The sequence below is a fragment of the Candidatus Nitrososphaera gargensis Ga9.2 genome (assembly GCF_000303155.1).
GTDB lineage: Archaea > Thermoproteota > Nitrososphaeria > Nitrososphaerales > Nitrososphaeraceae > Nitrososphaera > Nitrososphaera gargensis.
In genome coordinates this window covers 2,610,697-2,635,842 of the sequence record NC_018719.1, presented here as the reverse complement: position 1 = coordinate 2,635,842, position 25,146 = coordinate 2,610,697, and the positions used below count along the sequence as shown (strand labels likewise).

Here is a 25,146-nt window from a genome sequence, read left to right as displayed (position 1 = left end):
TGTCCTGATTCTCGTCGCACGTCAGTCCCTTCTCAGCGCGACTATCGGCGATAGCCTCGATGCTTTCCAAGCCGGGTACAGGCCTGCTGCAACGCTCAACCCCAGCGATATCCACCAGACTTTGGCAAGATCGCTCAAAGGATAGCGTGGCGTCACTTCAGCCGAGGAAAATAGGTTTGAAGCAAAGAGGGACAAAACACCATAGCCTTCCAGCACCCCTACCACGAGCCCTACGCTTGCGCCAATAATCCCAATTATGGCCGCCTCTGCAAGAAAGAGGGCAAGCACGTTCCGATCCCTTGCGCCAATGGCTTTCATAACGCCTATCTCCCGCGTCCTTTCCGTGACAGACGTATACATGGTGGTGACTATTCCCACCGAGCCGACCAGAAGGGCTACCAGCGCAATGCTTGAAATGACACTGCCAAATCCTGCGGCAAACTCTTGGATTGTCTGAAGTATCGCCTCTGAAGTCGTTATGCCAATATCGGGGCCATAGAGGTTCCTTATCTCTTTCTCGACCTGCTCGACATTGTCCGTGCTGTCTGCCGCCACAAACAGCGAATCATACCTGCCGGATTTTCCAAGGAGTTCGTTGCCCGCGTCTAGGTTGAATACGACTGCCCTGTCGATCGTCGGGTTTCCTACTGGCTCCATTATGCCAGCCACGGTGAACGTTTCTGATCGTGACTGCCGCGACGCAGTCGCCAGATCGATGTACGTGTAGGTAACTTCTACTTGCCGGCCTATTTTTGCCGCAGCAGCGGCGGCTGCTGATATGTTGTCGTCGCCATCATCCGCTTCCGATAGGCCCCACAGCTTGTTAGCAATAGACAGCGGAAGATAGATCGCCGACCTGTCTTCCGGGCTCACATTTGATCCTTCTACAAATTCCAGAGCGGGCGCAATGATCTCGAGGTTCTCGGGTTGCATGGACAGCACGCTTGCGCTCTGGGATTCGTTCTCCACAGAGACCGTGATTCTTCCCTGATACGAAGGGATGACGCTGCTGACATGGGGCAGCGACTCTAGCTTCTCTACGACAGCTTGGTCAAGGGTTATTGCAGGGACTGACACGAGCCCTTGGCCAAGGAACGAAGGCGGGCCGCCATCGTCGCCACCAGCATCGCCCCCTTCTGTCTCCGAACCACCTAGAGGGATGCTCGTGATAAACAGTATGTTTGGAGCGAGCTTGCTGAAAACATCCATAGCAAACTGGCCAAGCCCTGCCACTATGCCGTTGAGCGTCACCATGAGACTGCTGCCCACGATCACCATCAGGATCGTCAGCGAAGTCCTGACTTTTCTGTCTCCAAGCGCCTTGAAAGAAATCCTGAACGTTTCAGTGACCTTCATGCCTTAGCTGGCTCCTGTCGCGGCGGTGCGCGACATTTTTCTTCCTTCTCCACCCTCCCGTCCCGGATATAGATCGACTTGTCAGTCATGCCTGCCAGCTCCAGATTATGCGTGACCATTACAACCGTGGTGCCAAACCTATCAGACAGCATCCTGAGAAGATCAAATACCTCTCTTCCAGTCTTGGTGTCAAGGTTTCCAGTAGGCTCGTCTGCCAAGACTAGAGCCGGGTCGTTTATCAGGGCTCTTGCAATCGCCACCCTTTGCTGCTCCCCTCCGCTCAGGTCCACCGGCTTTTGCTTTGCCTTGTCCTTTATCCCAAGGATTTCAAGCAGCTCCAGTGCCCGGGCACTTTTGTCAAAAGAGAATGATGATGGTCTCGCTGGGGAAAAGACTGCCGGAAACTCGACATTTTCTTGGACAGACATTCTATTGACAAGGTTGTATGATTGGAAGATGAATCCGATCAAGCGGTTTCTGATATCAGAAAGCCTTGTGTCATCTAGCAGAAAGATGTCTTGCCCGTTTATGAACACCTTTCCGGCAGTGGGCCTATCAAGGGCTCCTATGATGTTCAGGAGGGTGGACTTGCCGCTGCCCGAGGGGCCGACTATAGAGACAAACTCGCCCTTCTTTATTTCAAAGCTGATGCCGTCAAGGGCCACCACTTTTTTGGCTGAAGCCGAGCGCGAATCAAACACTTTCTTTACATTTTCCAGCCTTAGAGCGACAGTGGTAGTGGTAGCAGTAGTAGGATGCAGACGGGATGATGACGGAGCATGGCTCTCTTTTCCGGCAGGAGGATCATTTAACATGCTGTTGCCTCTGCCCGTGGGATGATGATGTTCTTCTTTCATTAGCAAATCGTAATAGTGCAGTCATAGGCTATAACGGATAGGGTTCCTGCACCTCTGAAGGACACAGCCAAAATATTTCAGGCGGACAGGATGATGACAACAACGACGCCACACCCTCACTAGCAGAGAATTGCTGGCGCGAAACAAAATAAGATGATAACAACGTATACCAGTGAAGCGCGCCATTGACGCTATTATTGTTGTTTTTATGGCAACTTTGGTATGTGGCTGTTTTACTGCCATTGTCTTTTTATGGAGTCCAAAGGATTTCTTGTTTTCCCATTAATGTATTCCATTACCGAATACCTGATCAGTTCAAGAGTTTTTTGCGGGTATCTTTGTAGACGTAACAAAAGTTCTTCGATAGAGGAAAATTCATTAGTATCCAAAACTTTTTTCGACTTTAGGTAATGTCTAACAAGTTCTATTCTCTTTTGCAAATCAAACTCGTCTTCTAAAGTCGAGGCAACAAGCATGCCCAACAGAGTAAGACGATAGCAGGGTATCCCGGTTTTCTGTAGCAAACCAGGCCCTTTTCCAGTAGCAACAGCGCCGTGCTCCTCTACGAATCCATTAGGCACAAGGCATTCGTCTAGCTCTTTGAAGACATAATGATATGCATTCACAGCAGAGATGCCAAGTTTATCCGACAGATATTTTGCAAGTACACCCCTTGTGATATCTGGCTTGGAAGAAGGATAATAGTAGCTTTTTTGCGACGCTAGCAGCTTGATTATCAGCCTTTGCTTGACTCCCTTTGAGCAGATCGCCCTCTTGCTTTTGTAAAAGGTATGGATAAGGAGAGGCTTGGCACCTCGCTCACCGACCATGTCTATATTCCCTAATAATTTTTTATGATTATAAGCCTCTTAATCCTTTTTTACTGTAATAACAAAGTGCCTAGCACAATTGCTGTATTATATTAGATGGTTTCAACATTTTCATGAAATTTCTTTACAAGAGATCGGTCCAAAAATAAATTGTCCAGTATGCCATAGAAATAGTGGAATAACTTGGACATGAGGATGAAAGTTATTTTTATGTCTAGCGGGTTTAGCTTATAATTTCATTTATGGCAATAGAGATATTCTATTATTTTTTATACGCCTGCTCGAACATACGACCATATGCATTTTGACGCATTAGGAATTACAAAAAAGAGGACAAAATTGGGAACACTGGAAATAATGGTTGTAGCAGTAGCGTCGTTATTGTTGTTCTCTACTGGCTCAGCTCTGCCTCAAGATGCGTTTGCTTATACGGCCAACGACCCGGCAGTGCCATATCACTGCTTCATAGATCAAAATGGGGACGGAGCGATAACAGCAGCAGATGAAGTGGAAGATGAGGAAGGAAATATGGCCCTTGTGCCTTGCGAGGTAAGCCCTGGAGACAACGCATGGATGATGACAGCGGCAGCGCTGGTGCTCGTAATGACCCCAGCCGGCCTTGCAATGTTCTATGGGGGCTTGGCCAGACAGAAAAACGCCGTAAATACAATCCACATGGTCTTTATCACAACTGGTGTAATTGCTGTACAATGGGTTCTGTGGGGATATAGTCTGGCTTTTGGCCCAGACGCAACAGGACAGGGCTTTATTGGCGACTTTTCTTGGGTTGGCCTGCAGAACGTGCTCCATGACGTTCCGTCCAATGCGTACTATGGCATCAACAGCGACGGCGGTCGGAATGCTATCCCACACCAGACATACATGGTGTTCCAGATGATGTTCGCCATCATCACTCCAGCACTGATTGTAGCATCACTTGCAGAGAGGATGAAGTTCAGCGCGTTCATTATCTTTATCGTAATCTGGGCAACGTTTGTCTATGACTTTGCAGCACACTGGACTTGGCAAATCACTGCAACTGACAACTATGGAAGAACCCCTGGATACTGTGGCTTTGGATGGGGAGGATGCCTTGGCGCTCTAGACTTTGCAGGCGGAACGGTCATACACATCACGTCTGGCTGGTCTGGACTTGTAATTGCCCTCATGCTTGGACGCAGGCTGGGATATGGCAAGATGCCAATGGAGCCGCACAATGTATCTCTGGTAGTGCTCGGTGCAGCTCTACTGTGGTTTGGCTGGTTCGGCTTCAACGCTGGTTCGGCAGCTGCGGCAGCTACGAACGCCACGAGTGCATTCGTTGCAACCCAGATTGCAACAGGCATGGCAGCAGTAACATGGGCTTTGGTCTCGTGGGGACACACTGGAAGGCCCTCGACGGTTGGTGCAGCATCTGGTGCAGTAGCAGGGCTTGTGGCAATCACGCCAGCTTCTGGCTTTGTATCGCCAATGTCGGCAATTGTTATTGGAATTGCGGCAGGGATAGGCTGTTACTACGCAGTTACATTCAAGAACAGAAGAAAGTGGGATGACGCACTGGACACTTGGGCAATACATGGCATTGGAGGCTTGATAGGCGCGCTTCTTACCGGGACATTTGCAGAACAGAGGTTTACGCCTTGGGGCGACAATGGCCTAGCATTCGGCAACCCTGCCCAGCTGTATGAAAACGCTGTTGGCGCGTTTGCAGCTCTAGCATGGGCAATGGGCATCACTGCAATCATTATCAAGGTAATGGATGTAGTGTGGCCAGGAGGCATAAGGGTCACTCCAAAGGAAGAAGAGATAGGCCTTGACTTGGCGCAGCACGGAGAAAGGGCGTACGTGACAGGGTAAGGAAAACTTACCTTTTTCTTCTTTTTTTATATTTTATTTTCTATGATGATAATGATAATAAAAGCAATAACAAAATACAGATGCATGCATACATTATATGCATGTCTTATTGTTGCAACAATAATAATGGGGAATGGCAATGAGCGTGCTACTACTACCACCTTGATAGTGACAAATACAAAAATACATGAATCGTCTTATGTTTATTGTCGAGATGGATTAGCTAATGCTTGTTGATGACACTGATCTTGCCAAGAAAAAGATCTGTCTTTTTCCAAGAGCAACGCAGAGTACTTCGGTGCCGAACCGCGGGATATACCAACGCCTCATAATTGCATCATTGGCGCTGCATGTATCAAGCATGACAAGAAGTGCTCTCGCAAAAGTTATCGCCAAGAAATTAGGAATAACTTGGAAAAATGCCTACAACCATATAATGAACGAGCTAAATAGTTGTCTGATTCCAAGCGGAATTGTGATCGAAAATGGAAACATACCCTCTATCAGAGGGCCTAGAATATATCAAATGACGGGAATACCGTGCTATAGCTTATCGGATATCGGAATACTGGTGGCTTGCTCGCTTGAGGAATTGGACATAGAAGTAAGAAAGAGTCTCCTTCAACAACTGCTGAATAATAATAGACAACGCACAAAGGTTGGCGGCCGCAGCTTTATTGATGCAAGGCAAAGAGAAGAACTTGTGGCACATTTGCAAAGCTATCCGCAATTTACTTTAGAACTCATTAAATCTGGGGTGATCAAATTCCTAGAGGGAAAGATCCACCATCCACTAGACATAATTCCAAAATCAAATATCAAATAATGCTAGGTTATTGGTGCGCGATCGCAAGCAGGCACTTCCTCAGTTCTCAATGCAACATGCTAAGGAACGTTATGAAATCACTACTAGCTCAAAATCACCTAGAAGTTGCGCTGATTATCGGCGCTGACGAGCGGGGATGATTATCCGCGTCGGGTTATAGAATAATTGTGTTTTTGTGAAAATAGATACAAATATTATTTGCCATAGCCGTGATTGTAGCATAAATTGCATATTTATATTGCATTTTCAATCGAATAAATTTATATCGACAATTATCGAGTAATCCATAGGAGGCGAATGAAAAAATGGCTCAAATGCCAGCACTGATACCAAAGGAAGTCGAAATCCAGAGGCTGAAAAAGATCTACATAATGGTCATCATGCTGGGTTCAATTGCAGCCTCAGTAGAGGTCGACAACTTTGTTGACGGCTCACTGCACCAGACAACCATACGTGACTCTGCATTCACGCCAGCCCACTGGTGGCTGTACAGCCACTTTGTAGCACTCCCGCTTGGATGGGGCTTTGTAGCAATGTACGACAGAAGAATACCAATACTGCGCGGACCTGGAAACTCAATGAACACCGGTCTGAAGCTGACCATCATTGGCTACCTAGCCACGATGTTTACTATTGGCGTAAATGAGCTGTGGCACTTCTGGTTCGTCGAAGAAGTATTCGCAGTTCCTAACCACTGGATGTTCAACATGGGTGTCGTCGTGGCATTCATGGGTGCTCTGGCATACGTAGTCAGAGTGTATGCCAGACTGGTGGAGCTGGGTGCAGAAACACCTGCAAGAAATCCGTACGTGGCCGAGATGTACAAGCTAGCACTGGAAGGCAAGCTGTACAGCAGGTCAATACCGTAAGAGGTATCAGCATCTGAGCAACTCGTGCGTGGAAGGTCGCGAGATTTTTTCTTATGCGCGTTGACCTCCACGCATTTTTATGTATCTTCAAGTTACCGGAATCCGACTTTTTGCTGGCGACTACAATCGATTGGAATCGACTTTGGAACAACATAATTATTTTCGATATGGGTACTACTGTTGCAGCAACTCCAGCAATACAAGCGCTATCAAGCGCTTTGCTCTTTGCTTTTTTATGTACTATTGATAATGCAATTTGGTTAAGATTTTTTCTGTTTCGCCCTTCAGAAAATGTGCTGCCTTTACATTGTTTGCAGTTACTAAGTGCTGTAGGCAAAGCTAGCTAATCCGGACCAATGCCGGCGTGCGCCGCGTTATAATGTTCCACATACTCTGAATCAGACTGGAACGTCTCGTTGCACTTGCTGCATGCCACAGGTATGCCTGTGTCGTCGCGCTCTTCTGAAATGTGCGACATCATCGAATCATGGAAAATATCTCATAAAAGAATTTCGAGTCTGTGAGCTTGTTTAAAAAGTCACCAATCCATGCTTCGATAGCTGTTTGATTGCATGACTTTGTTTTTATGAGTTATTACTTTTTACACAAAGCCGAGTCTGTGCGCTAAAATGCAATACAACATATTATTGTAAATCTGCAATTGCTAAATATCTTGCTTGAGCTGCTTCAATCACATATAATGCCTTCAACAACAGTCCCTTCAAAAATAGAGTGGCCCGACATCCTCAATGAGTCAGTGCACACTAGCGATGACGTCGACATAGGCGATATCTATGCGCTCAGCCGGGATTTTGTAGTTGTAAAAAGAGGGATAATCCACAAGATCCATTACTATTACATCCCAATCAACAAGGTAGAAGGCTGGGATGGGAATGTGCTGTGGCTCAAGATAACCGAGGACGAAGTGAAGAGGAACTATGAAAGAGACAGGAATCCCAACCCGCTGAGATACTCACTGAAGGATTATCCTGCGTACAGCGGAGCAACGTATCCCGAGCTGATGATAATTTCTCCAAAAGGCGAAAAGATAGCGTATACAGATACTACCACTGCGCAGACAGAAAAAGAAGAAGAGCGCGTCATATACAAGTGCGACCTTTGCGACAGCCAATTTAGAACCGAGGAAGAGCTAAGCAGGCACGTGCCTGCCAGTCACTAACCAGCAGCCGTCATCATAATCTTTTTGAAGAAACCTGTTGTTGTAGTAGACTGGCATCAAATGCTTCCAAGGTTTGCTGCAGGTCTTCGCCGTTGTGCGCCGTACATGTAAAGAAAAGCTCGCTTAGCATGACGCCTCTTTCCAAAACCCGCTCCTGAAGCTTGCTTGAAAACTTGTTGTCACATTTGAGGTATTCTCTGTAGTTGTGAACGCCGTCCTGTTTTGTAAACAACACATGGAACATTGACGGGTACCCTTGGACTATGCCGTCTACCTTCCTATAATACAGGATATCTCTGATGCCGTTCATTAGGGCCGTGCCAAACTTTTCAATGTTCCGGTGCACATACCCTTTCTTCATTATTATTTCATCGACGGTTGCGTCTGCCGCTGCAATTGACACGGGATTCCTAGCGTACGTGCCATTGCGCAATATCTTTTTTGTAGCGTTCTCTTTCATTATTTCCTCTGACCCGACCACCGCCGAAATGGGATACTGTTTCCAAGTGATTTTGCAGGGGTGGTCAGGTGCGGCTTGACTCCAAGCAGTTCCTGAGCCCCTCCCTTTGCTACCCTAAATCCGGTCTTTACCTCATCAAATATCAGGACTATGCCGTTTTTGTCGCACAATTCCCTGAGGAACTTTAGGTAGCTATCGCGGGGAGGAATGACGGCGGCATTTGCTATGATGGGCTCTGTGATTATGGCCGCGATGTTGTCTGAATGTTTCTTGACCGTCTTTTCCACTACGTCAAAGTCGTTCCACTCGCTTACCAAGGTCAGCTTGCCTATGGCCTTTGGAATCCCGATAGAGTCAGGCTGGGCTGTGCCGCGGCGGCTCTCTGTGCCCGGTTCGGTGGAAAATGACACGTAATCATGGATCCCATGGTACTGCCCCTCAAACTTTAGGATCTTTTCCTTTCCTGTGCATGCTCTGGCTATCTTGATGGCGTGCATCGTTGCCTCTGTGCCGGAAATATGATACCTGATCATTTCGGCGCTGGGAACTATGGATCTTATCTTTTCTGCCAGCGTGACTTCAAGCGGCGTATCAGACCCGTATATCGCGCCTCTTTTGTCATACTGGTGCACTTTATCCAGAACGGCTGGGTGGCCGTGGCCCAAGATAACCGGGCCGTGACCGAGCTTGTAATCAATGTACTCGTTTCCGTCAACGTCCAATACGTGCGAGCCTCTGGCATTGCTAATGAAAATTGAATCGGTAACGCCGGCGGGCATCAGCTTTGACGCCTTTTGCTTTAATTTTTTGATAGCTGGGTGCCGAACCGGCGGCCAATCAATTTTCTACCGGCACGGAGACCGGCTGCGGCCTGGCGGCTGCTGTCACTAATAATAATCATATGTATATACAGCGATCAATGTGGCTAACAAGGGATAAATGGATTAAAATCATTTAGACTTCTGCAAAGCGATGTCAATAGATCATCGATTTATCTTATAGTACATCATTTCATGTGAATTTAATTGCGGGTTTGGCAATCATCCTAGCAGCATATCTATCATGCTCCAGAGAAAGAGCCTGCTTTTTATGATCGCCATTGCCCCCGGTGCTGCAATTCTGGCAATTGCATCCTACAACTTTACAACAGAAAAGATCATTGAAATTTCAGAGCAGGATATTCACAGCAACGCACAGATCGAGGCTCACGCCATCTCTAACGCACTGACAAGCAGGATAGCAGACGTTGACCACAACCTTGCGCTCTTGGCCAGCGCGCCCCTGGTACAGCGGGGGACACGGGAGCGCAGCAGCTGTTTGATGCCGCGCAGGACAATACTGTGGACCTGACCGATGGCTATTACTGGCTGGACGCAAACGGCATCATCATAACATAGAGCGAGATCAACACCGGCAAGTTCCCTGATTATCGGGGAGACGATCTGAGCTACAGGCAATATTTCTCGGTCCCAAAGGAGACACATGCCCCTATGCCAGCACCACGCTTGACTCGGCGGACACCGTGCCAAGGATGTACCTGTCGCAGCCGATAATAAACGCGCAAAGCGGCGAGTTTGCAGGAGTCGTGGTAGCCTCAATCAGCACGAAAAATGCAGGCACATTCATGCAGAGCCAGCTTTTGCAAGAATATAGGAGCAGCGCAGGGCTGACAGACAATAGCGGCCTTATTCTTTACGCAAGCAACCAGTCCCTGATCGGGAGTTATTATCATGACGACAAGTTCCAGTCAATCCTGCCCGGGCCGGTAAGATCCCAGTTCAACGCCCTGCTGGACATGGCAGTAGCCGGGGAATCAGGAATTGAAGATGTCCGTTACCTTGGGTCTAACTACGATAGCGTACCGGCCTGTAACAGTAAACGGCAAGCACCTGTGGACGGCATACATCATTTACCCTCACGCACACACAACAGATGCCGTCTTCCTGCTCGAGCAGCAAAGGAACTTTAGTATCGTGGTCATAGAGGCAATTGGAGTCGCCGCCATGATGATCGCCTGTCTGGTGCTCATGCACAACAGGCGTTTAGAGCTGATAGTCAAGCAGAAACATCGGAGCTCCGGCAGGTGGTGGACTCGCTCGCACAGGTCAACGACCAGTTAAAGGAGCATGATAGGCTGCAACACGAGTTTATCAACATCGCCGCGCACGAGCTCCGCACGCCGATACAGCCGATCCTCAGGATAGCAGAGATAAAGGAAAACGAATTCAACAGCAAGGACGAGATAACTATCTCTAAAGAAGAGATGGACCTGCTTGTCAGGAACGCCCGGCGCCTTGAGAGGCTCTCGTCTGACATACTGCAGGTCACCAGAATCGAGGGCCGCAGGCTCAAACTCGCCAAAGAGCAGTTTGACCTGAACGAGAAAGTGAGAAACGTGGTAGACGACATCAGGAACACCCTCGGGTCGTCGGCGGATGCAAAAAAAGGTTTGTTGGCGTTCAATGTAGAGCTTCCAGAGCCGGCCATAATGGTGTATGCTGACAAGCCCAAGATTTACGAAATGATCTCGAACTTACTGAACAACGCCGTCAAGTTTACAGAGAACGGCGGCACGATAACCGTTTCGGCGCGTACCGAAAAAGATGGCACGGTCGTAGTCAAGGTCAAGGACACCGGCGCAGGCATAGTTCCGGAGATAATGCCAAGGCTGTTCACAAAATTTGCAAGTCAGAAAAGGGGCAGGGCTTGGGCTGTTCATCGCAAAGAGCATTGTCGAGGCGCACGGAGGTAAGATATGGGGAGAGAACAACCTAGATGGGCGCGGGGCCACTTTTTCATTCACATTGCCACTGGTAAAAAAGCCAAGCTCGCAGCCGATGATGATATAACGCTATGACGATGATTTTCTTTTCTAGCTGCAAGATTGCGACTTTTGATCCTCAAGTTTTAAAATCTGTGCTGCCGCCACTATTATTAACTATTTTACTTATCTTTTCTTTACCTGTGCTCCACCTTTTACGTACTTTTCAGTCCACTTTAACTTCCTTGGGTCCCGGCGGATTACAAACATGTTCTTGCTGCATTTGGTTGAGCATGTCCACAATATCCTGCCGTCGTTTCTGACGTGCATTGTGCCCGTGCCACCGGGTATTGACCTTCCGCAAAATGCGCAATTTCTAAAAGTTGGAGTGGTGGTAGCGATATCGACTGCAGTTCTCCTTCTCATCATATCTCTTTTGTCCCGGCGTACTCGCAATGATTATTTTAAAGGGTTACCGTTGCAGATTCTGTCAAATCCCTCGGCTGCGCGCCTTTTTTCTCCACACAGCAGCCCAATCATGATATTATTATATTTGCAAAGAGGGCCCCAGCGGCCAGCTTTATTTATTATCAAAACCAAAAAATGGCATGTCTACTGACAACTCTGAAATTTTTGAAAAAAAGCAAGGGCTGCGCAGCAGAAACTACCATCATCACTTGTATGACGATGAAACTATCGAGACAATGAAGCAGTACTTTAAAGTTGAAGACAGCCACGACACATTGCTGAATTACATAAAGAAAAACAGGATATTGCATGACGCCTTGGCCGAACTCTAAGTGCCTTTTGACGCATTGCAGAAACCAGCGCAGCTCTCCGTATGTTCCAAACTTGAAATAGTTCATCAGCCCTTCGATCGTCTTGTCGTCATAAGCCGGGTCCTGGTACTTCTTGTTGCTTTCGCCATTATTTTTATTATTATTTCTCACCGCTTGACACGGTGGCAGCTCGTCCGTACCTTCAGGAGATTCTGTGATCATTTCAGGCTTGGTTGAAAGACATTGCCGTCACGAGGATTTAACCAATACAGATGATCATACAGTAGAACGACTACATAGAAAGGTTGAATCAAGAACTATAAAAGAGAGCGTGGCCAATATAATTAAAGGTTGGATGACAACAGCAAACGGTTCTTGGCCAACCAGCTCCTCTGGATTGGCATTTATTTCGGGATCGCTATTGTAGTCGGCATCTTCCTAGACTTTCCAATATCTCTGATCGTCATAATCGCAATCATCATCCCTCTGTCGCTCTATAGAAGAAGGCAGATAATGAAAAGGATGGGGGGCCAGCAAGGAACAGGTTCTTTCTTTGGTGGGATAAGAGGTGGCGGTGGCGGCGGTATGTTTGGATCAAAGGGAGGGCTGAGCTATTATTGCATCAGCTGCGGGACCAAGCACAACCAGGCCGAATGCCCCAAATGCGGCTCTAGGATGAAGAGGGCGGCCTTTGACAGTTGAGCTGAGAGCTACAAATCGCCATTGTGGTGTTGTTCTGATTCGTGATCCTTCAGCTCATGGTCGGAGTGGAATATCCGGCCGCATGTTTCGCATCTGGCGGAATTTCGCGACCACACAGAAACTGACATATCGTGCAAAGTAGGGTTTCATCACATTAAGCTCTTTTGCAGTCGGCCTCTAGAACCAGATATCAAAAAGATAGCGACTAAAGCTGCAGCGGCCTGCTCTCGTTGTCTCTCTTGCCCTCTATGATTTCAAGAGTGAGCGTAGACCTGACCTGCTCGATCCTCCTTATCTTTGTCTCTATGGCGTCAAGATCGTCCCTAGTGTCTGATTCAACTTTTGCGATTATGCTATACATTTCGCTTTCATCTTCAATTATGCGGTAGGCTTCAGAGATCGCGGCATGGTCTCTTACCTCTTCCAACACTTCTTTGTCTGCACCAAGATCTACACCTATCAGCATCAGAGACTTTGGCATGGTGGAATCGAGCCTGCTATTATTAATCATCCTCTGTCAATTATCGTATATCTGGAATTCATGCGCGCTGGAGAAATCTTGGCCGTATGAGGGCAATCTTGCGCTCAGATATGGCCCTGTCCCAGTCAACCATCAGTATGGCAACCGTCATGCCCATGCCGGCGATATCTGTAATTATCACAGCCGTCAGATTGTCCCCCAGAATTTGGGATATTGGCTGGTACACAAAGCCGGATACGTATATCATTAGCAAGTAGACTGCAAACCTGCCTATCCAAAAGCCAGCGACTATCCCTAGGAACGAGCGCGCATTCATCAGGCCGTATGATATGAACAGCATGTTGCTTGGAAGCGGGGTCAATGCAAAAATGAAGGTGCTTGCAAAATAGCCATACCGGGTTTTCTGCAGGTAATCGCGAAGCCTTTCAAGGCTGGACTTTCTCTTCTCGTTCAACCTCCTCCGCCCGATCGAGCTGTATTTCAGGAGGAGCATCCGCCCTGAAGTGGCAGCGGTGGCTCCTACTGACGAGAGTAGCAGCGGGTTAAGCGAATAATCACTCAGCGCGTTTGCCGACACTATCACCATCCAAGTTGGCGGCGTAAGGATCGGCGCGGCGCTCACGCCAAATATTATCAGCAAGACCCAGAGATAGGGGTGGTCTTGCAGCAGCTCCTGAAGGATCTCGCCAGACGACAATGATAATGATCTCGAGGTGATTTGAATTGCCATGCCTTTTGAATGTTTTTTATTGCCTGTCCCCCTCCATCTACGCGATTCTGATCGCTTGCAGCCGAATCTTTTTCTATGGGTGTTAGGGAAAATATTATTCTGAATTAAGATAGGTAAAATCTGCAGAACAACTCCTTAAATCCCAAGCTCTATCTGGCGTTCCATGAAGGTACCGCGGGCAATAATGATGGCGCAGCAACGGATGGTACCGGAACAGCAGGGACTACTGCAGGTGACAACAGCGGCGTAACAACAGTCGAGGTCGCGGCAGGAAGCAATGTCACGGTTCGATATTATACATTCACGCCGTATAGGGTTGAAATCAATGCAGGAGAGAGCGTGACTTGGTCTAGTACCCAAGCTAAATTTGCAGACATACACATAGTAACCTTTGTGCTCGACGAGAACCTAACGTCCGATGTACTACTGCCATTTGGTATTCCAGAACAGGTGACTGGCGCGGATTTTGAACTGCTGCCCCCATATAACGTGGGCGAGCCGCTCATAGCACAGGCTCCTGACGGAAGAGAGGCTATAGTCGCGGCAAACAAGGTCGTATTCTACCCTACAGAGATTGGTGCCGACGATGAGCCAACTTTTCTCGAGGGAACCGACATATAATGCACAATAGATGGAACAAAGTAGTCAACTCTGGAGTAGTCTCATCGCCATTCCAATCAACGATTGCTGCAGAGCAAGGAGATGGTAGAAACGGTTATCATCAACAACAGGAGGAGGGGCTGCAGAAGAAATGTCACCACTATCATCATCGTCTGGCGAAGATGCGGCTACAAATGATGATGATAATAATACATCTGCGGCCGCTACTACCGCCGGTGAGCAACAAGGTGGTAGCGGGGGGGGGAGGAGCACCGCCAGCTGGATGCCCGCCATTCCCGCTAGTAGATTCGTTCACCGCGATATTTGAAGAACCGGGCACATACCCGTATTTCTATAGCATCCATCCGTGGATGACTTGCGAAGTCGTCGTAAGAGGAGGAGGAAATGATGATTCGACGACAGGCACATCAACGCCATAAAGCAAGGCAGAAGACATTGAGAAAAATAGAAGAGAGAACGGCAAAGGCCTCTGCCAACCTTTTCTTTTCTTGCCCATTTTTCGTTTTTTCTTATTGCATCATCCTTCTTCTTTCCCTTCCTCTTCTGTTGCGCAAGTAATACTGCAATACCAGTCCGGCGGCAAATACCCCAGTGATCGCCACGGCAACAATCACTGTCCTGCGCTCCGGCATCCGTATTATTATCCCCCTTGCCCTAGCTTCGGCAGCCGAATGCACGCTGACGCTGTGATTTTTCAGCTCTTCTCTTGTGCTGAATGTCATCAGGCATCTTTCACATGTAAAAGTGGTGGTCGCCGGAATTGTAGAACCCCGTCTTGCTGTTTGCATGCCATGATGACAGGTGGGCTTGTAACTTTTATCAGTTAGGTAGGACGCCTCCAGAATAAGGAAAGCAAATGCCGTTCTAATTCTTCTCTCAGAGAGCGAGTCAGTCGCCTCGCTGATTTGGCATTGCTAGCTATATATGCATGATGATATCTTACTGTCTCTCCGCTCTCACCAGAATATCTGCTCGCAGTCGCAGTGTCCGCCGAACTTGGTTGTCCTGCCGCATTTTGGGCATATGTGCGGAGGTTCAACGCCTCCTTCTTGCTCTTCGTCGAACATATGATGCTATTTGCGCATCATATGATATAGAGCTGCAGCCTTTTTGGCGAAAACCCATGCTACTAATTCGATTTTATAATACCAAAAAATCGACTGCTAATATTTTATCGTCGTACAAATCGAATAATCATAGACACCTGTTAAATAATAACGGCCGGTAGCTTAGACAATAAGCTAATCTTGACGCCGAGCAAAGAACTTATGCGCTGCAAATGCGGTCTATGCGATCATGAATCAAGAGAGTTATGCATCAATGGCCACTGCTACTGCTGCGACTTGGAAGACATGTTTGCTCTTTTGTCACACCAAGAGTTTGTTGCAGAGCAAGATTGTTACAAAAGAGCATCTTGATGAGCTGATGGTCTAATTAGAGGGATTGAACCGAACATGCATATACTATTTTTTATGAAATATCTGATCAGGGTAATTTTGTATGGAAAACGCTGCCAGCTGTTCCAGCACTGACTTTAGTGCCATTCCCTTTTCGTTGAGGAAATATTCAACTCGCCGCTGCACTTCTGGATACACCTTCTCCCAATCATGCCGTTTCGCTCAAGCTCGCGCAACCTAGCCGTCAGTGTCTTTGGATTTATTCCATCAATGGTGTTTATGAATTGGCTAAACCGCGTCTGCTCATAGACTATCATGTTGCGAAGACTGTAAAGTTTTTGCCTAAAAGATCGAGTTGCTGATCGGGCAGCGCTTGATGTTCTGCTTGACCCACTCAAAGTCATGTTGCTGCCCTAGCATGTGTGCAGACATGTAATAATAATACCTCCTGTCACTTTTTTCCTACCTACTAACGCCACTTTCAGTTACTAACGCTGGTTAAACTTTCTAATTATTATACTTACCTTGTTATAGTAAGTTCGTAATGGCTACTATTACCAGCCTTCAAATTGGATTAGTCATGGTCGTCATGGCCGCGGCTCTTGTCTCTGGAGTATTTTTTGCTGCTTCCAGTTCACTGACTGGCGGGACGACAACAACGGCAGATGCAACTGCCGAGCCGCATGCAGTAGCAGATGACAATAATCATCATGCTGCTGACGGCACGCCCTCCTCTTCCTCAGACGTGGAAAAAATTTCTCCATATGCAGGGCAGGAATCGAGATATCAAATCATTTTCTGACAAGGATATTCAATCGCTTCAAAATGGCACTGGCGAAGCCTTCGGTGTGATGGCAAAGCTCGCAGAACTAAACGGCTATCCCGGCCCCCAGCATGTTTTGGACATGGCGTCAGAACTCCAATTGACCGATAGCCAAAGAACAGAAATCGAGTTCATATATCAAGACATGTCAGCCAAGGCAAAGAGCATAGGGGGCTGCAATTATCGCCATCGAGCATGATATGGACAGAGCATTTGCCAACAAGACAATGACTGCAGAAAATCTAAAGCTCATGCTTGACAAGAGCGCACACCTCTATGGGCAACTTAGGTTTGTTCATTTATCTGCCCACTTGGACACAATGCAGGTTTTGACCGCAGAACAGGTTCACATATACAACATATGGAAGGATATGATGATAACAACCACCAACAACACTCAATGCGCTAGCGCATAGCTGATGCCGGTTCAAATCCGGCAGAGCCCCCTACTCCATATTATTTCTCTCTCTCACTCTCTCACAATAGTCCTCATAAGGATGTTCATGCATTATAGTAATAGGCAATGATCGACGCAAGCTTGGTCAGTAAAATCAACAGCAGGCGGGTGATCGTAGACGCCTGCGTGTCAAGAGACCTAGCCAACAACTTGAGGAACAGCGGACTGGTAGTGAGGCACGTGGCAGACATCAATTCCGCGCTGAAGGATCACGAAATCGCCAAGATGATGCACGCAGACGAGGTGCTCATCACAAGGGATTACAAATTCTACAGGATGCTTGGCGAAGGGAGGGCGATACTCCTCGCCCCAGGGTCCAATACCGTTGGAAGGGGCGCCAAGCTGGCAACAAGGAAGGATAGACACGAAGTGCGCAGGAAAAACAGGCTGCCGTCGCACATACGAATTGCATTGAGGAAGAAGCTGGCAGAGGAAGCAAAGACGGGGCTGCTCTACATGAAGATACTGTGGGGCATCATGTGGCTAGTGCTGCCCGTAGTCTAACAGCAGTAAAAGATGATCATATCCTTTTGGGGCAAAAGAATCAGCTGTTGCAAAGGCCAAGGGGCCGCAGGACGAGCGCGACATTTCCCCACCAGATGCAGCCCTGCTTCAGATGATGTACCAAAAGAAAAAGATTCCAAAGGACGAAGCAAACTATACCATACAGGATCGTGGCAACAACACAACCATTCATGCATCAAATGCAAATTCAACCTAGGTGATGAAGGCAGATGCCACGTCGTGGGAGGAAAAATCAACAATGAAAAAGGAATTTCAAAATTTTTCTTGCCCAAAGGCGACGGGATGCTGCCCGGCGACATTATCTGGATGTATGTGAAGGGTGCAGGCAGGAAACTGAAATACAAAGAAGGCTACGTCATCAAGGAAGGCGCACAGGGCTTTCAGTGCAAGGACTGCAAATATTATTTGTATATTCTGGCAACTGTCTGCTGATGGAGGGTAAATTCAAGCCAAGGATGAGCTGCGGCTATATTGTAAAGATAGGGCATGGCGCACAGGTTTGATTCGTGCGGGCTCGGCACTGTTTATTAATGCCTTGGCGAACTGTGCGAAAGCATGAGATTTTTTGCACTACTACGCTCTGTCGTAGCTCTCAGACAACGAGAAATTCTTCAGTATGCCCTGATATGTTTCCATCAAGACTTGGTGGTGGATCGCCGTGGCAATGTCACCTTTTGTCTTGGCTTCTTCCATCATGCGCCTGTGGTATTCTGTGTTCGTCAGATAGAATGCGCGGGTATTCCTTTCTATCTCTTTCAGAGCTTCTCTTACCTGATACCTGTTGGCGTCTATGGCCTTGTTGACCTTGTCATCAAAAAGGTCTTCGAGGATCTTTGTTTCGGTGCGGCCGTCGATTTGTTTACCAGAATTCTCTCTTAATAACAACCAGATCAGCTTTTTGCCTCATTTTCAGCAAGCGTGGATTTAAAATAGCTGAAGTAAAGTCATAGAAGATTTTACTGCAAAAAGCAGCCAGGCAAGCTACAATACATAAATAATCATCATGCACCGGTTAGCGGTGACCAAACCTCATGTCCGCTGCTGTAACCACTGGCAGAAAGCTGGCCCGCCTGCTTTACGTGGATGACGAGGTCGACATACTAAATGTTGTAAAGGTCTCAAAAAACCATGGCTTCTCGGTGGATGTGGCGACTAGCGCAGAACAGGCGCTGGCCATGGATCTGCGCAGCTATGACATGATTGTTATCGATATCAGGATGCCAAGGATGGATGGCTTTCAATTCTACGACGCCATAAAGAGCAAGGTTGATGACGCAGCAAAGACAAAAGTGTGCTTTTTCACTGCCTTTACCAGTTATCAGGAGGAGTACCAAAGAAGGTTTCCTACATGGAACGGGTGTTGTTTTATAACAAAACCAATGTCTGTCAGGCTATTGGCAGAGAAACTGAGAGAGCTGCTTGATTCGTAAGAACTTCTTTTTTATTTCTCTCGCTTTGTAGAAAGCGGAAGGGTAAAAGTGAATGTTGCGCCTCTGTCGTCCTTGTTGTTTTCTGCCCATATCTTTCCGCCATGAGCTTCAATGATCCTCTTTGACAAATAGAGTCCCAAGCCCGTGCCCTGTTCCGACTTGCTGGCAAACTTTGTGAACAGCCTTGGAAATATTTCCGGGTCGATCCCCCTGCCGGTGTCCCTGATCTGAACAACAGCCTGACCATCGCTCTCTTCTAGCGTAACTCGGATTGTCCCCTCTTCAGTAAATTTTATCGCATTTCTGAGGATGTTTGATAACACTTCAAAGATTCTGGGCTTATCAGCCTCAACCACTATTGGCTCTGCCTTTGGTTCAAAGATGATCTCTATATGCTTGTGACTTGGGATGAGTAGTTTTACATCCTTTATCACATTCTGTATTTTCTGGTTCATGTCCATCCTTTCCTTGTTCAGTTTTAGCGACTGGCTTTCGATTCTGGACACTTCTAGAATGTCCGATGACAGCCGCTCAAGCCTCTTTGCATTGCGCACTAGCATTTCCAGCTCTTCCTTTGTTATCTCTCCCTTTTCCTTGCCGTCCATGGCGTTCTGAATAAGCTCGGTGATGCCAAGGAGCGGCTGGACGGGCGTCCTGAGCTCATGCGCTGCTACATTGATGAACTCCTTTTGCGCATTTTCATGAGCTTCGAGCCTCTTGTAGGCGTCTTCAAGCTTTTCATTGGCTTGACGGATCTGCTCGTTAAGCTCGCTCTGCTTCCAGATTGCTTCTAAGATTGCAGCGTAGAAGGTGACTATTGACCTGCTATCAGAATACAGGGCAAGACCAACCGCCTGCCGCGAATTCGTCGCGCTGTCATCTTTTAGCTCAAAGATCATGCATTTTTCATGATCAACAAGGACGATTGTAATGCTTGTTGTAAGGCTTGCATCCATCGCTTGAAATTCAGCTTGGGGGAGGGCGGACCTGACATGACCCAAAGTCTGTGCGACGTCCCTGTCAGAAGGTACAAGCAATTCGATCCTCACGCCGTTTTTGGCCGCTTCCTGCAACACCTCCATTCCTCCCATTGCAAGTTGCCGGCGAAACGCATTGGGGCTGGAAAACATTACCATGACCTCATGCTTTGCTGCTCTTATCAAACCCCAGGCACGCTTGATTGATTCACTTGGGTTTGAAATGAACTCCAGATTTGTAGACTCGATTCCTTCTTCGATCTCCCTTATTCTCTGCTCTGCGGGAAGCGCCTTGTTCCATAGGGTTTCAAAGAGGTACTGGTGCTGCTCTGCGATTTCCTTTACTGTGCTATAGATCAAGTAGGGAGGCGGCTTGTCTCTTTCAGCGACGGCCGAAGCGGTATACCATTTTGTATCACTAATGGAGAAGTTGCCCTTTACCTTGTCCAGATGGCGGACATCGGCAAATTTCATAAATTCCTTGCAGTATTGAATGTTGGCAACCGTAATTTCCGTTATCAGCCTGATCTTGGCGCCTCTGTCATGGACGGCGACAAACACATTCTTAACATCCTCAGTGCCCAAGACCGCCGATGGCCCCCATGGATCCAAGCACAGGTCATGGGATTTGACAATCTTTTGCAATATGCCAAGAGCGCATGCGAGGATATCCTCAAAGTTGTGAAGGACTTCTGTCCTCTCTGCGTCCTCGGAATCGATCCACCTCTTTGCACTTTCCAAGATTACAAATGCTAAAACGATGTTCTTTGGATATAAAGTCACAAGTAAGAATTTACTGTAACTTTCCCTCACACCAGCTGCGCAGCAAGCGCATAACAGCCAAGGCAGCAAAGTGCCTCTCCAAAGCAGACTGTTATCTCTGCCTGGGCTTTTTTATTTCAGCTTCTAGGCAGCCTTCGCGGCGATGCTGAACTTGAATTGATTTGGCCTCGCTCATTGTACTGCAGAACTGCTTCAGACTATGTCGCTCACAGACTACGCGATAGCCCATGCCGTTATAATGTACAACCAAGTTTCTATTATAGTTCTTGATTTCAGTAGGAACACTTGGTGAAACTTCAGCTGAAAAAACGCATGTTATGATAATAATAATGTTAGCAATGCTTCAAGCAGGCACTTTTGTTATGGCTCTGTCCCACATAATGGCTCACATCTAGGATTGGCATAAGAGGAGTTTTGGGGACAGAGCCATTTTGTGTGAAGTACTTTGGGGTAGAGCGTGCTATGTCCCAAAGTTATTAAAGCGTCGCTTAACTATGTTAACTTGAAAATATAGAGGTTATATTCGGGTGTCTGTTACCGCCAACCAAGTCTGCAATAGGCATGTCTGGTTCGCCAAGCTCGTACAGGGATAGGATTTACATCATCAAGGATGTTATTCTGAAGCTCGTTGAATATGGTGAGCTGAACCAGACTGCCTTGATCAGCTTTTGCGGTCTGAATCTGAAAAAACATAAGGCCATCCTTGATGACTTGGAGGAAAATGAAATGATAGAACGCAGAGAGCAGATTGTCGGAAAACGGACTGTGACTTTTTATCGGCCTACACAAAAAGGTATGGCATTTTGCAGAGACATCCTAGAACCATACGAAAAGGTGTTTCCACGCAGAAAAGTTGAAAAGAAAAAATCCACTACTACAACAGCCAAAGATTTGATGCTGTTACTCTTGATCTAGACCAAATTGCGATGCTATCTTTTTGTCAATTGCTTCCTTTTCATTCTGGTATTCGATGTACCTGTTCTTCCAGTGATTCATAGAATAATACTGCTTTATGCCTGTCAAGAGCCAGATTGCTGAAATGATGATTACTGCTCCAAGTAATATACTCAGAATCAAGCCAAACTCATTTTCTATTTGCAGTATTTCAAAGAACGATGGATGAAGAATTAGATAAACAGATAATGCGATGGCTAGCGGCGCTAGGATAATTGCTGAAAGCGACATGCCTAAAAGTATTCTTCTTATTTGCTGAATTTGTTCAATAAAGCCATCAAGCAGCGTCAAGATATTTTGGCGGGATTGTTCTTGTTGTTTGTCTTCGCTCATATGCTATGACATCCACCACCTTTTCTTCTTCCACTAGTCTATTACGATTTCCCCCTTCATCTCAGGGTGAATGGTGCAATAATACTCAAAAGTGCCGGTTTTGTCAGCAACGAATGTGATAGTTTGACTTTCATAGTACGCTAAATCTTTTGTATGGACATTGAACTCATCTATATTGAAATTATGATTTGACTTGGTGGTGTAATCTTCGTTTATCACGTGGAAGGTCTCTAATTCTCCCTTGTTGAAGGCATAATCAGGGTTTATTACATTGCCTCCTGTGTTTCTTATGCCCTTGACTTTGGCAGAGGCTATGCTAACCCAAGTATATCCAGAACTTGAGGAGTGCGTTGCCTTGATAAAGTGATTGGCAGGCGCTCCAAGAACTGGGGTGGTGCCATTCACCGGGATCATAGCATTATAGCCCAAATAACTGATGAGACTGACAGCCGTGGCAATAATCCCATAAGTGATAATTCGTTTCCTTGTTATTCTGCTGGATCGTTGCCTCTCCTCGTACCGTTTCTTCTTCATATACATCCAAGCTTTATCAATAGACCTATTTAGGTCATGATTAACATGGTTAATCCTTGTCCAAAATCAATCAATTATTCATCATACCATGCCTCTTTATTATGCGGCTTTGTTCGCAATGTCCTCTGGCAGCATGGACATCTGGTTCCGCTCCATTTGATGAATAGATCGCATACTTGGCATCTTTTGTAGCCCTGAGCATAAGGGCTACTTCCTTTATTCTTGGTAGCTCTATATTTTTCGCAGATATTTCGGCATACCATTTTTTACTTTGTCTTTAGCAGGTGCTAAGCCAAACACTCGATCATGGTATTTACGTAATGATTAACCTGGTTAAGTCAGCCTTTTTTACGCCGGCGGCTGCAGCCGACATTATTATAATAATAAGCAAAGTCAATAATTCCCATAGCTTCCAGTATTTTCATAAAATCTGTGTGCTGAAAGAATCATAAGATAATAATAATCTAAGCAAATTCAAGCGTCACACCCTTCATTGGAGAATAGTTGAACCTGTAGGTCTCGCCCGAGGCTAAAGGCATGCGCTCTAGACCATTCCCACCGCAGCATGGGTATTTTTTAGGCTAACAAAATATAGTTGGCTAGAATTGACGCACACCAAAAACACGAATTGCATATCAAGAATTGCACTTTAGAGGACACGGAACTTCAATTATGCCTGAGTTACTTAGGATGGTTTAACCATGTTAATTGACATAGTTAAGCGATTGTTAAGAACGCCGCCACCGTATCATTTGTTATCGGGTGGAGAAAAGTTGGAAGAACCTGCAGTCATGAGGTGGGATAAGGTAATGCACAAAAGTGCTAGGACAGATGATGGGCAGCCAATCGGATACATAGCGGCAGACGATGAAGAGTCAATTATCGTGCTGGCAAGTCGATTCAGAGAATACAATATACCAAAGTTGCATGTCAAGGCCTTCGACGGTTCGCAAATCTATCTTGACTTTGCCTCGAACGAGCTTGAACAATATAGGATCGCATGATCCTCCTCCTTACTTTTTTCAAAACTCTATTCATATGATTATTATGATACAATATTCTATCAGTTGATCATACTTTGATTTTGGCAATTTGGCGGGAGACATGAACAACAATATGTTTTATGCTGCCGGCTTCCACTTTCTGGAATTCCATATAAGCATTGTTTGCGCAAAGAAGCAGCAATATGAGCCGCAGTGAAGGCAAGAAGGAACAACACGATTCGAGCCTTGATCTTGCCAGAAGCGTTACCGCAATTTACGGTCTCAACTTGGCGCTATCGTATGAAAATGCCGCTGTTGACAGGCTGGAGCAGAGGATATCTCAGTGTGTTGTCCCGGAGGTAAAGAAAAGCCTTGCGCGACACCTGAAGCAGACAAGAGAGCAGCAAGAGAGGTTGAAAGAACAAATCAGGATCCTGTCGTCTTCTTCCTCCTCTTCTGACACCGCCGACAGCGGTTATTCTTCGGCCCTGTCAGTCCCGACTGCCGAAAGTGGCCGCCTGCCCATCCCGGAGCCACCTCCTTTCTTAAAGACCATAATGGATGAAGTGGGGACAGAGAGAGAAAGGGAAGTGTGGGAGTCCGTAAATGACCTGATAATCGAGCGTGCAGAAGCAATAATGTATCGAGCAGGCATGCAGGCGCTTGAACTGCTGAAGGCAGACAAAAAAACGATGAATGTATTGAAAAAGAACCTGAAGGAAGAAGAAGCATTTGCAAAGTGGCTTGAAAAGAACAACCCAAGAATTGCCAAGAGATTGATGAGACAGCAGATGCGCGAAGGAAAGAAGAAAAGGATAGCCGAGGTTGCTACTACAGCAGCTACGACCACAGAACAAGAAGAAGGAGGAAGAGAAAGGAAGAAGGAAGAAGAAGGCAGGGAAGAAATAACCGTTACCGATGCTGGGGCAGCAGCCACAACATAATCATCCTCCTCGTTCAAGTCTGCCTACTACTACATGCATGGCTATCGCCAAGTTACCTCCACTGGATTTACAAAACTATTCGGTTCCTGCGCAGGTATGCTTCGTATAGCGATCTTGATAGCGTGACTGCCAAGAGCCCGTAGAACATGTTGAAGGCCAGCGCCCCGACTACCACCCTATCCATCATGGCCAGCAGCTCGCCCATTGCAACGGTGTAGGCCTCTCCTGTCGGCACCTTCTGCCTAATCATCACGGCTTGGCTATCGGCGGCATTCAGGAGAGGGAGCATTATCCCATATGTGATGGGGAGGAACAGGGCAGACCATAGGACAAACCCGGCTGCAAGCCCATAGGCCGGGGCGTACTTGCCGCCTGCCGCAAACAACCTTCTTGACGCGCTGAATGGAACCGAGATGGCAAGACCAATGACGCTGCCGGCGGCAAGGTGCATTAGGAACCCTAGTGCGACCATGCCGATCGTGTGCTCCTCGGTTTGCAGCAGCGCAAAAGCCAGCACAAGATAGAACGTGCCCACCGGAAGCTCTGACACCCTTTCTACGAGCAGGAGCAGCGCGCTTATTGCAAGTGAAGATATCAGGCCAGCCGCAAGCCCAGAGCCTGTCACGGCAAGCCGCGGCCTAAACCTTTGCGATGTGCTCTTCCGGGCATGCTTCATTCTAATATAATCTGCCTCCAG

Annotated in this window: 35 protein-coding genes and 2 pseudogenes; 19 read left to right on the top strand and 18 right to left on the bottom strand. The window is 47.0% G+C overall.

Annotation, left to right across the window (positions count from 1 at the left end; translation table 11 throughout):
* Positions 1-21: 21 nt before the first annotated feature.
* From NGAR_RS15770 to NGAR_RS15760, 3 genes are all read right to left on the bottom strand, one after another.
* Positions 22-1,356 (bottom strand): ABC transporter permease, encoded by a 1,335-nt coding sequence (locus NGAR_RS15770; RefSeq protein WP_015020810.1) that lies wholly within the window; start codon positions 1,354-1,356, stop codon positions 22-24.
* Complete coding sequence (locus NGAR_RS15765) at positions 1,353-2,213, bottom strand: ABC transporter ATP-binding protein (RefSeq protein ID WP_015020809.1); 861 nt, start codon at positions 2,211-2,213, stop codon at positions 1,353-1,355. The genes NGAR_RS15770 and NGAR_RS15765 overlap by 4 nt, the downstream gene beginning before the upstream one ends.
* A 233-nt stretch (positions 2,214-2,446) precedes the next feature.
* A complete protein-coding gene (locus NGAR_RS15760; RefSeq protein ID WP_015020808.1) occupies positions 2,447-3,043 on the bottom strand; it encodes a hypothetical protein in 597 nt (198 codons plus the stop codon).
* Positions 3,044-3,340: 297 nt separating this feature from the next.
* Here NGAR_RS15760 and NGAR_RS15755 point away from each other — a divergent pair, with 297 nt between their 5' ends.
* The 3 genes from NGAR_RS15755 (at position 3,341) to NGAR_RS15745 (ending at position 6,595) form a co-directional block, all read left to right on the top strand.
* Positions 3,341-4,900 carry an ammonium transporter gene (locus NGAR_RS15755; protein ID WP_015020807.1) on the top strand — a complete coding sequence of 520 codons (1,560 nt, stop codon included), beginning with the start codon at positions 3,341-3,343 and terminating at the stop codon, positions 4,898-4,900.
* Positions 4,901-5,126: 226 nt separating this feature from the next.
* Positions 5,127-5,726, top strand: a complete 600-nt coding sequence (locus tag NGAR_RS15750; RefSeq protein ID WP_015020806.1) for a hypothetical protein — start codon at positions 5,127-5,129, stop codon at positions 5,724-5,726.
* A gap of 305 nt (positions 5,727-6,031) precedes the next feature.
* Complete coding sequence (locus NGAR_RS15745) at positions 6,032-6,595, top strand: methane monooxygenase/ammonia monooxygenase subunit C (protein WP_015020805.1); 564 nt, start codon at positions 6,032-6,034, stop codon at positions 6,593-6,595.
* Positions 6,596-6,938: 343 nt separating this feature from the next.
* Here the strand turns inward: NGAR_RS15745 and NGAR_RS18025 are convergent, their stop codons facing one another.
* Positions 6,939-7,076 (bottom strand): hypothetical protein, encoded by a 138-nt coding sequence (locus NGAR_RS18025; RefSeq protein ID WP_187147563.1) that lies wholly within the window; start codon positions 7,074-7,076, stop codon positions 6,939-6,941.
* Positions 7,077-7,295: 219 nt separating this feature from the next.
* Between NGAR_RS18025 and NGAR_RS15740 the strand changes: the two genes are divergently transcribed.
* Entirely contained in the window at positions 7,296-7,775 is a 480-nt protein-coding gene (locus NGAR_RS15740) for a hypothetical protein (protein WP_015020803.1), read from the top strand.
* 13 nt (positions 7,776-7,788) lie between these two features.
* Here the strand turns inward: NGAR_RS15740 and NGAR_RS15735 are convergent, their stop codons facing one another.
* Together NGAR_RS15735 and NGAR_RS15730 are read right to left on the bottom strand one after the other, a co-directional pair.
* Positions 7,789-8,256, bottom strand: coding sequence for a hypothetical protein (locus tag NGAR_RS15735; protein ID WP_148681620.1), 468 nt, complete (start codon positions 8,254-8,256; stop codon positions 7,789-7,791).
* Complete coding sequence (locus tag NGAR_RS15730) at positions 8,235-9,014, bottom strand: aspartate aminotransferase family protein (RefSeq protein ID WP_015020801.1); 780 nt, start codon at positions 9,012-9,014, stop codon at positions 8,235-8,237. The genes NGAR_RS15735 and NGAR_RS15730 overlap by 22 nt, the downstream gene beginning before the upstream one ends.
* Before the next feature lie 283 nt (positions 9,015-9,297).
* Here NGAR_RS15730 and NGAR_RS15725 point away from each other — a divergent pair, with 283 nt between their 5' ends.
* Positions 9,298-9,585 carry a hypothetical protein gene (locus NGAR_RS15725; protein WP_015020800.1) on the top strand — a complete coding sequence of 96 codons (288 nt, stop codon included), beginning with the start codon at positions 9,298-9,300 and terminating at the stop codon, positions 9,583-9,585.
* 138 nt (positions 9,586-9,723) lie between these two features.
* Here NGAR_RS15725 and NGAR_RS18020 read toward each other — a convergent pair whose 3' ends face one another.
* A complete protein-coding gene (locus NGAR_RS18020; protein WP_187147562.1) occupies positions 9,724-9,861 on the bottom strand; it encodes a hypothetical protein in 138 nt (45 codons plus the stop codon).
* Positions 9,862-10,055: 194 nt separating this feature from the next.
* Between NGAR_RS18020 and NGAR_RS15720 the strand changes: the two genes are divergently transcribed.
* Positions 10,056-10,355, top strand: a complete 300-nt coding sequence (locus NGAR_RS15720; RefSeq protein ID WP_148681619.1) for a hypothetical protein — start codon at positions 10,056-10,058, stop codon at positions 10,353-10,355.
* Positions 10,319-11,084, top strand: a pseudogene (locus NGAR_RS15715) (sensor histidine kinase). The gene NGAR_RS15720 and the pseudogene NGAR_RS15715 overlap by 37 nt, the downstream one beginning before the upstream one ends.
* A gap of 98 nt (positions 11,085-11,182) precedes the next feature.
* On the opposite strand, the gene NGAR_RS15705 reads toward NGAR_RS15715, so the two are convergent.
* Positions 11,183-11,425 (bottom strand): 50S ribosomal protein L24e, encoded by a 243-nt coding sequence (locus tag NGAR_RS15705; protein WP_015020797.1) that lies wholly within the window; start codon positions 11,423-11,425, stop codon positions 11,183-11,185.
* 179 nt (positions 11,426-11,604) lie between these two features.
* Here NGAR_RS15705 and NGAR_RS15700 point away from each other — a divergent pair, with 179 nt between their 5' ends.
* Positions 11,605-11,796, top strand: a complete 192-nt coding sequence (locus tag NGAR_RS15700; RefSeq protein WP_148681617.1) for a hypothetical protein — start codon at positions 11,605-11,607, stop codon at positions 11,794-11,796.
* Between the two features lie 330 nt (positions 11,797-12,126).
* Entirely contained in the window at positions 12,127-12,477 is a 351-nt protein-coding gene (locus NGAR_RS15695; protein WP_015020795.1) for a hypothetical protein, read from the top strand.
* A 205-nt stretch (positions 12,478-12,682) separates the two neighbouring features.
* Here NGAR_RS15695 and NGAR_RS15690 read toward each other — a convergent pair whose 3' ends face one another.
* Together NGAR_RS15690 and NGAR_RS15685 are read right to left on the bottom strand one after the other, a co-directional pair.
* Positions 12,683-12,958 carry an AsnC family transcriptional regulator gene (locus NGAR_RS15690; RefSeq protein ID WP_015020794.1) on the bottom strand — a complete coding sequence of 92 codons (276 nt, stop codon included), beginning with the start codon at positions 12,956-12,958 and terminating at the stop codon, positions 12,683-12,685.
* 58 nt (positions 12,959-13,016) lie between these two features.
* Positions 13,017-13,655, bottom strand: a complete 639-nt coding sequence (locus tag NGAR_RS15685; protein WP_015020793.1) for a hypothetical protein — start codon at positions 13,653-13,655, stop codon at positions 13,017-13,019.
* Between the two features lie 372 nt (positions 13,656-14,027).
* Between NGAR_RS15685 and NGAR_RS15680 the strand changes: the two genes are divergently transcribed.
* Both NGAR_RS15680 and NGAR_RS15675 read left to right on the top strand, forming a co-directional pair.
* Positions 14,028-14,309 (top strand): hypothetical protein, encoded by a 282-nt coding sequence (locus NGAR_RS15680; protein ID WP_015020792.1) that lies wholly within the window; start codon positions 14,028-14,030, stop codon positions 14,307-14,309.
* Positions 14,309-14,728, top strand: coding sequence for a cupredoxin domain-containing protein (locus NGAR_RS15675; RefSeq protein WP_148681616.1), 420 nt, complete (start codon positions 14,309-14,311; stop codon positions 14,726-14,728). The genes NGAR_RS15680 and NGAR_RS15675 overlap by 1 nt, the downstream gene beginning before the upstream one ends.
* Positions 14,729-14,818: 90 nt before the next feature.
* On the opposite strand, the gene NGAR_RS15670 is transcribed toward NGAR_RS15675, so the two are convergent.
* From NGAR_RS15670 to NGAR_RS18015, 3 genes and pseudogenes are all read right to left on the bottom strand, one after another.
* Complete coding sequence (locus NGAR_RS15670; RefSeq protein WP_148681615.1) at positions 14,819-15,097, bottom strand: C2H2-type zinc finger protein; 279 nt, start codon at positions 15,095-15,097, stop codon at positions 14,819-14,821.
* Between the two features lie 675 nt (positions 15,098-15,772).
* Positions 15,773-16,023, bottom strand: a pseudogene (locus tag NGAR_RS15660) (winged helix-turn-helix transcriptional regulator).
* A 247-nt stretch (positions 16,024-16,270) separates the two neighbouring features.
* Positions 16,271-16,408, bottom strand: coding sequence for a hypothetical protein (locus NGAR_RS18015; RefSeq protein WP_187147561.1), 138 nt, complete (start codon positions 16,406-16,408; stop codon positions 16,271-16,273).
* Between NGAR_RS18015 and NGAR_RS15655 the strand changes: the two genes are divergently transcribed.
* The 4 genes from NGAR_RS15655 to NGAR_RS15640 all read left to right on the top strand — a co-directional run bounded on the left by NGAR_RS15655 (position 16,402) and on the right by NGAR_RS15640 (position 17,943).
* Entirely contained in the window at positions 16,402-16,728 is a 327-nt protein-coding gene (locus NGAR_RS15655) for a hypothetical protein (RefSeq protein ID WP_015020786.1), read from the top strand. The genes NGAR_RS18015 and NGAR_RS15655 overlap by 7 nt on opposite strands.
* Position 16,729: 1 nt before the next feature.
* A complete protein-coding gene (locus NGAR_RS15650) occupies positions 16,730-16,945 on the top strand; it encodes a hypothetical protein (RefSeq protein WP_015020785.1) in 216 nt (71 codons plus the stop codon).
* A 122-nt stretch (positions 16,946-17,067) separates the two neighbouring features.
* The gene (locus NGAR_RS15645; RefSeq protein ID WP_148681612.1) at positions 17,068-17,490 is read left to right on the top strand and encodes a DUF5615 family PIN-like protein; all 423 of its coding nucleotides are present in this window, start codon (positions 17,068-17,070) and stop codon (positions 17,488-17,490) included.
* 240 nt (positions 17,491-17,730) lie between these two features.
* Positions 17,731-17,943, top strand: a complete 213-nt coding sequence (locus tag NGAR_RS15640) for a hypothetical protein (RefSeq protein ID WP_015020783.1) — start codon at positions 17,731-17,733, stop codon at positions 17,941-17,943.
* 141 nt (positions 17,944-18,084) lie between these two features.
* Here the strand turns inward: NGAR_RS15640 and NGAR_RS15635 are convergent, their stop codons facing one another.
* Positions 18,085-18,396, bottom strand: coding sequence for a hypothetical protein (locus NGAR_RS15635; RefSeq protein ID WP_015020782.1), 312 nt, complete (start codon positions 18,394-18,396; stop codon positions 18,085-18,087).
* 146 nt (positions 18,397-18,542) lie between these two features.
* Here NGAR_RS15635 and NGAR_RS15630 point away from each other — a divergent pair, with 146 nt between their 5' ends.
* Positions 18,543-18,941 (top strand): response regulator, encoded by a 399-nt coding sequence (locus NGAR_RS15630; protein ID WP_015020781.1) that lies wholly within the window; start codon positions 18,543-18,545, stop codon positions 18,939-18,941.
* A gap of 11 nt (positions 18,942-18,952) precedes the next feature.
* Here NGAR_RS15630 and NGAR_RS15625 read toward each other — a convergent pair whose 3' ends face one another.
* Positions 18,953-20,659, bottom strand: coding sequence for an ATP-binding protein (locus tag NGAR_RS15625; protein WP_015020780.1), 1,707 nt, complete (start codon positions 20,657-20,659; stop codon positions 18,953-18,955).
* Between the two features lie 603 nt (positions 20,660-21,262).
* On the opposite strand from NGAR_RS15625, the gene NGAR_RS15620 reads away from it, so the two are divergent.
* Complete coding sequence (locus tag NGAR_RS15620) at positions 21,263-21,616, top strand: winged helix-turn-helix domain-containing protein (protein WP_015020779.1); 354 nt, start codon at positions 21,263-21,265, stop codon at positions 21,614-21,616.
* Here the strand turns inward: NGAR_RS15620 and NGAR_RS15615 are convergent.
* Together NGAR_RS15615 and NGAR_RS15610 are read right to left on the bottom strand one after the other, a co-directional pair.
* A complete protein-coding gene (locus NGAR_RS15615; RefSeq protein WP_015020778.1) occupies positions 21,602-21,988 on the bottom strand; it encodes a hypothetical protein in 387 nt (128 codons plus the stop codon). The two genes, NGAR_RS15620 and NGAR_RS15615, sit on opposite strands and share 15 nt — an antisense overlap.
* A 33-nt stretch (positions 21,989-22,021) precedes the next feature.
* Positions 22,022-22,522, bottom strand: coding sequence for a cupredoxin domain-containing protein (locus NGAR_RS15610; RefSeq protein ID WP_228369215.1), 501 nt, complete (start codon positions 22,520-22,522; stop codon positions 22,022-22,024).
* Positions 22,523-23,295: 773 nt separating this feature from the next.
* Between NGAR_RS15610 and NGAR_RS15605 the strand changes: the two genes are divergently transcribed.
* Both NGAR_RS15605 and NGAR_RS15600 read left to right on the top strand, forming a co-directional pair.
* Positions 23,296-23,526, top strand: a complete 231-nt coding sequence (locus NGAR_RS15605; RefSeq protein WP_148681611.1) for a hypothetical protein — start codon at positions 23,296-23,298, stop codon at positions 23,524-23,526.
* Positions 23,527-23,708: 182 nt separating this feature from the next.
* A complete protein-coding gene (locus NGAR_RS15600; RefSeq protein WP_015020774.1) occupies positions 23,709-24,449 on the top strand; it encodes a DUF892 family protein in 741 nt (246 codons plus the stop codon).
* 67 nt (positions 24,450-24,516) lie between these two features.
* Here the strand turns inward: NGAR_RS15600 and NGAR_RS15595 are convergent, their stop codons facing one another.
* Complete coding sequence (locus tag NGAR_RS15595) at positions 24,517-25,125, bottom strand: hypothetical protein (RefSeq protein WP_015020773.1); 609 nt, start codon at positions 25,123-25,125, stop codon at positions 24,517-24,519.
* Positions 25,126-25,146: the final 21 nt, after the last annotated feature.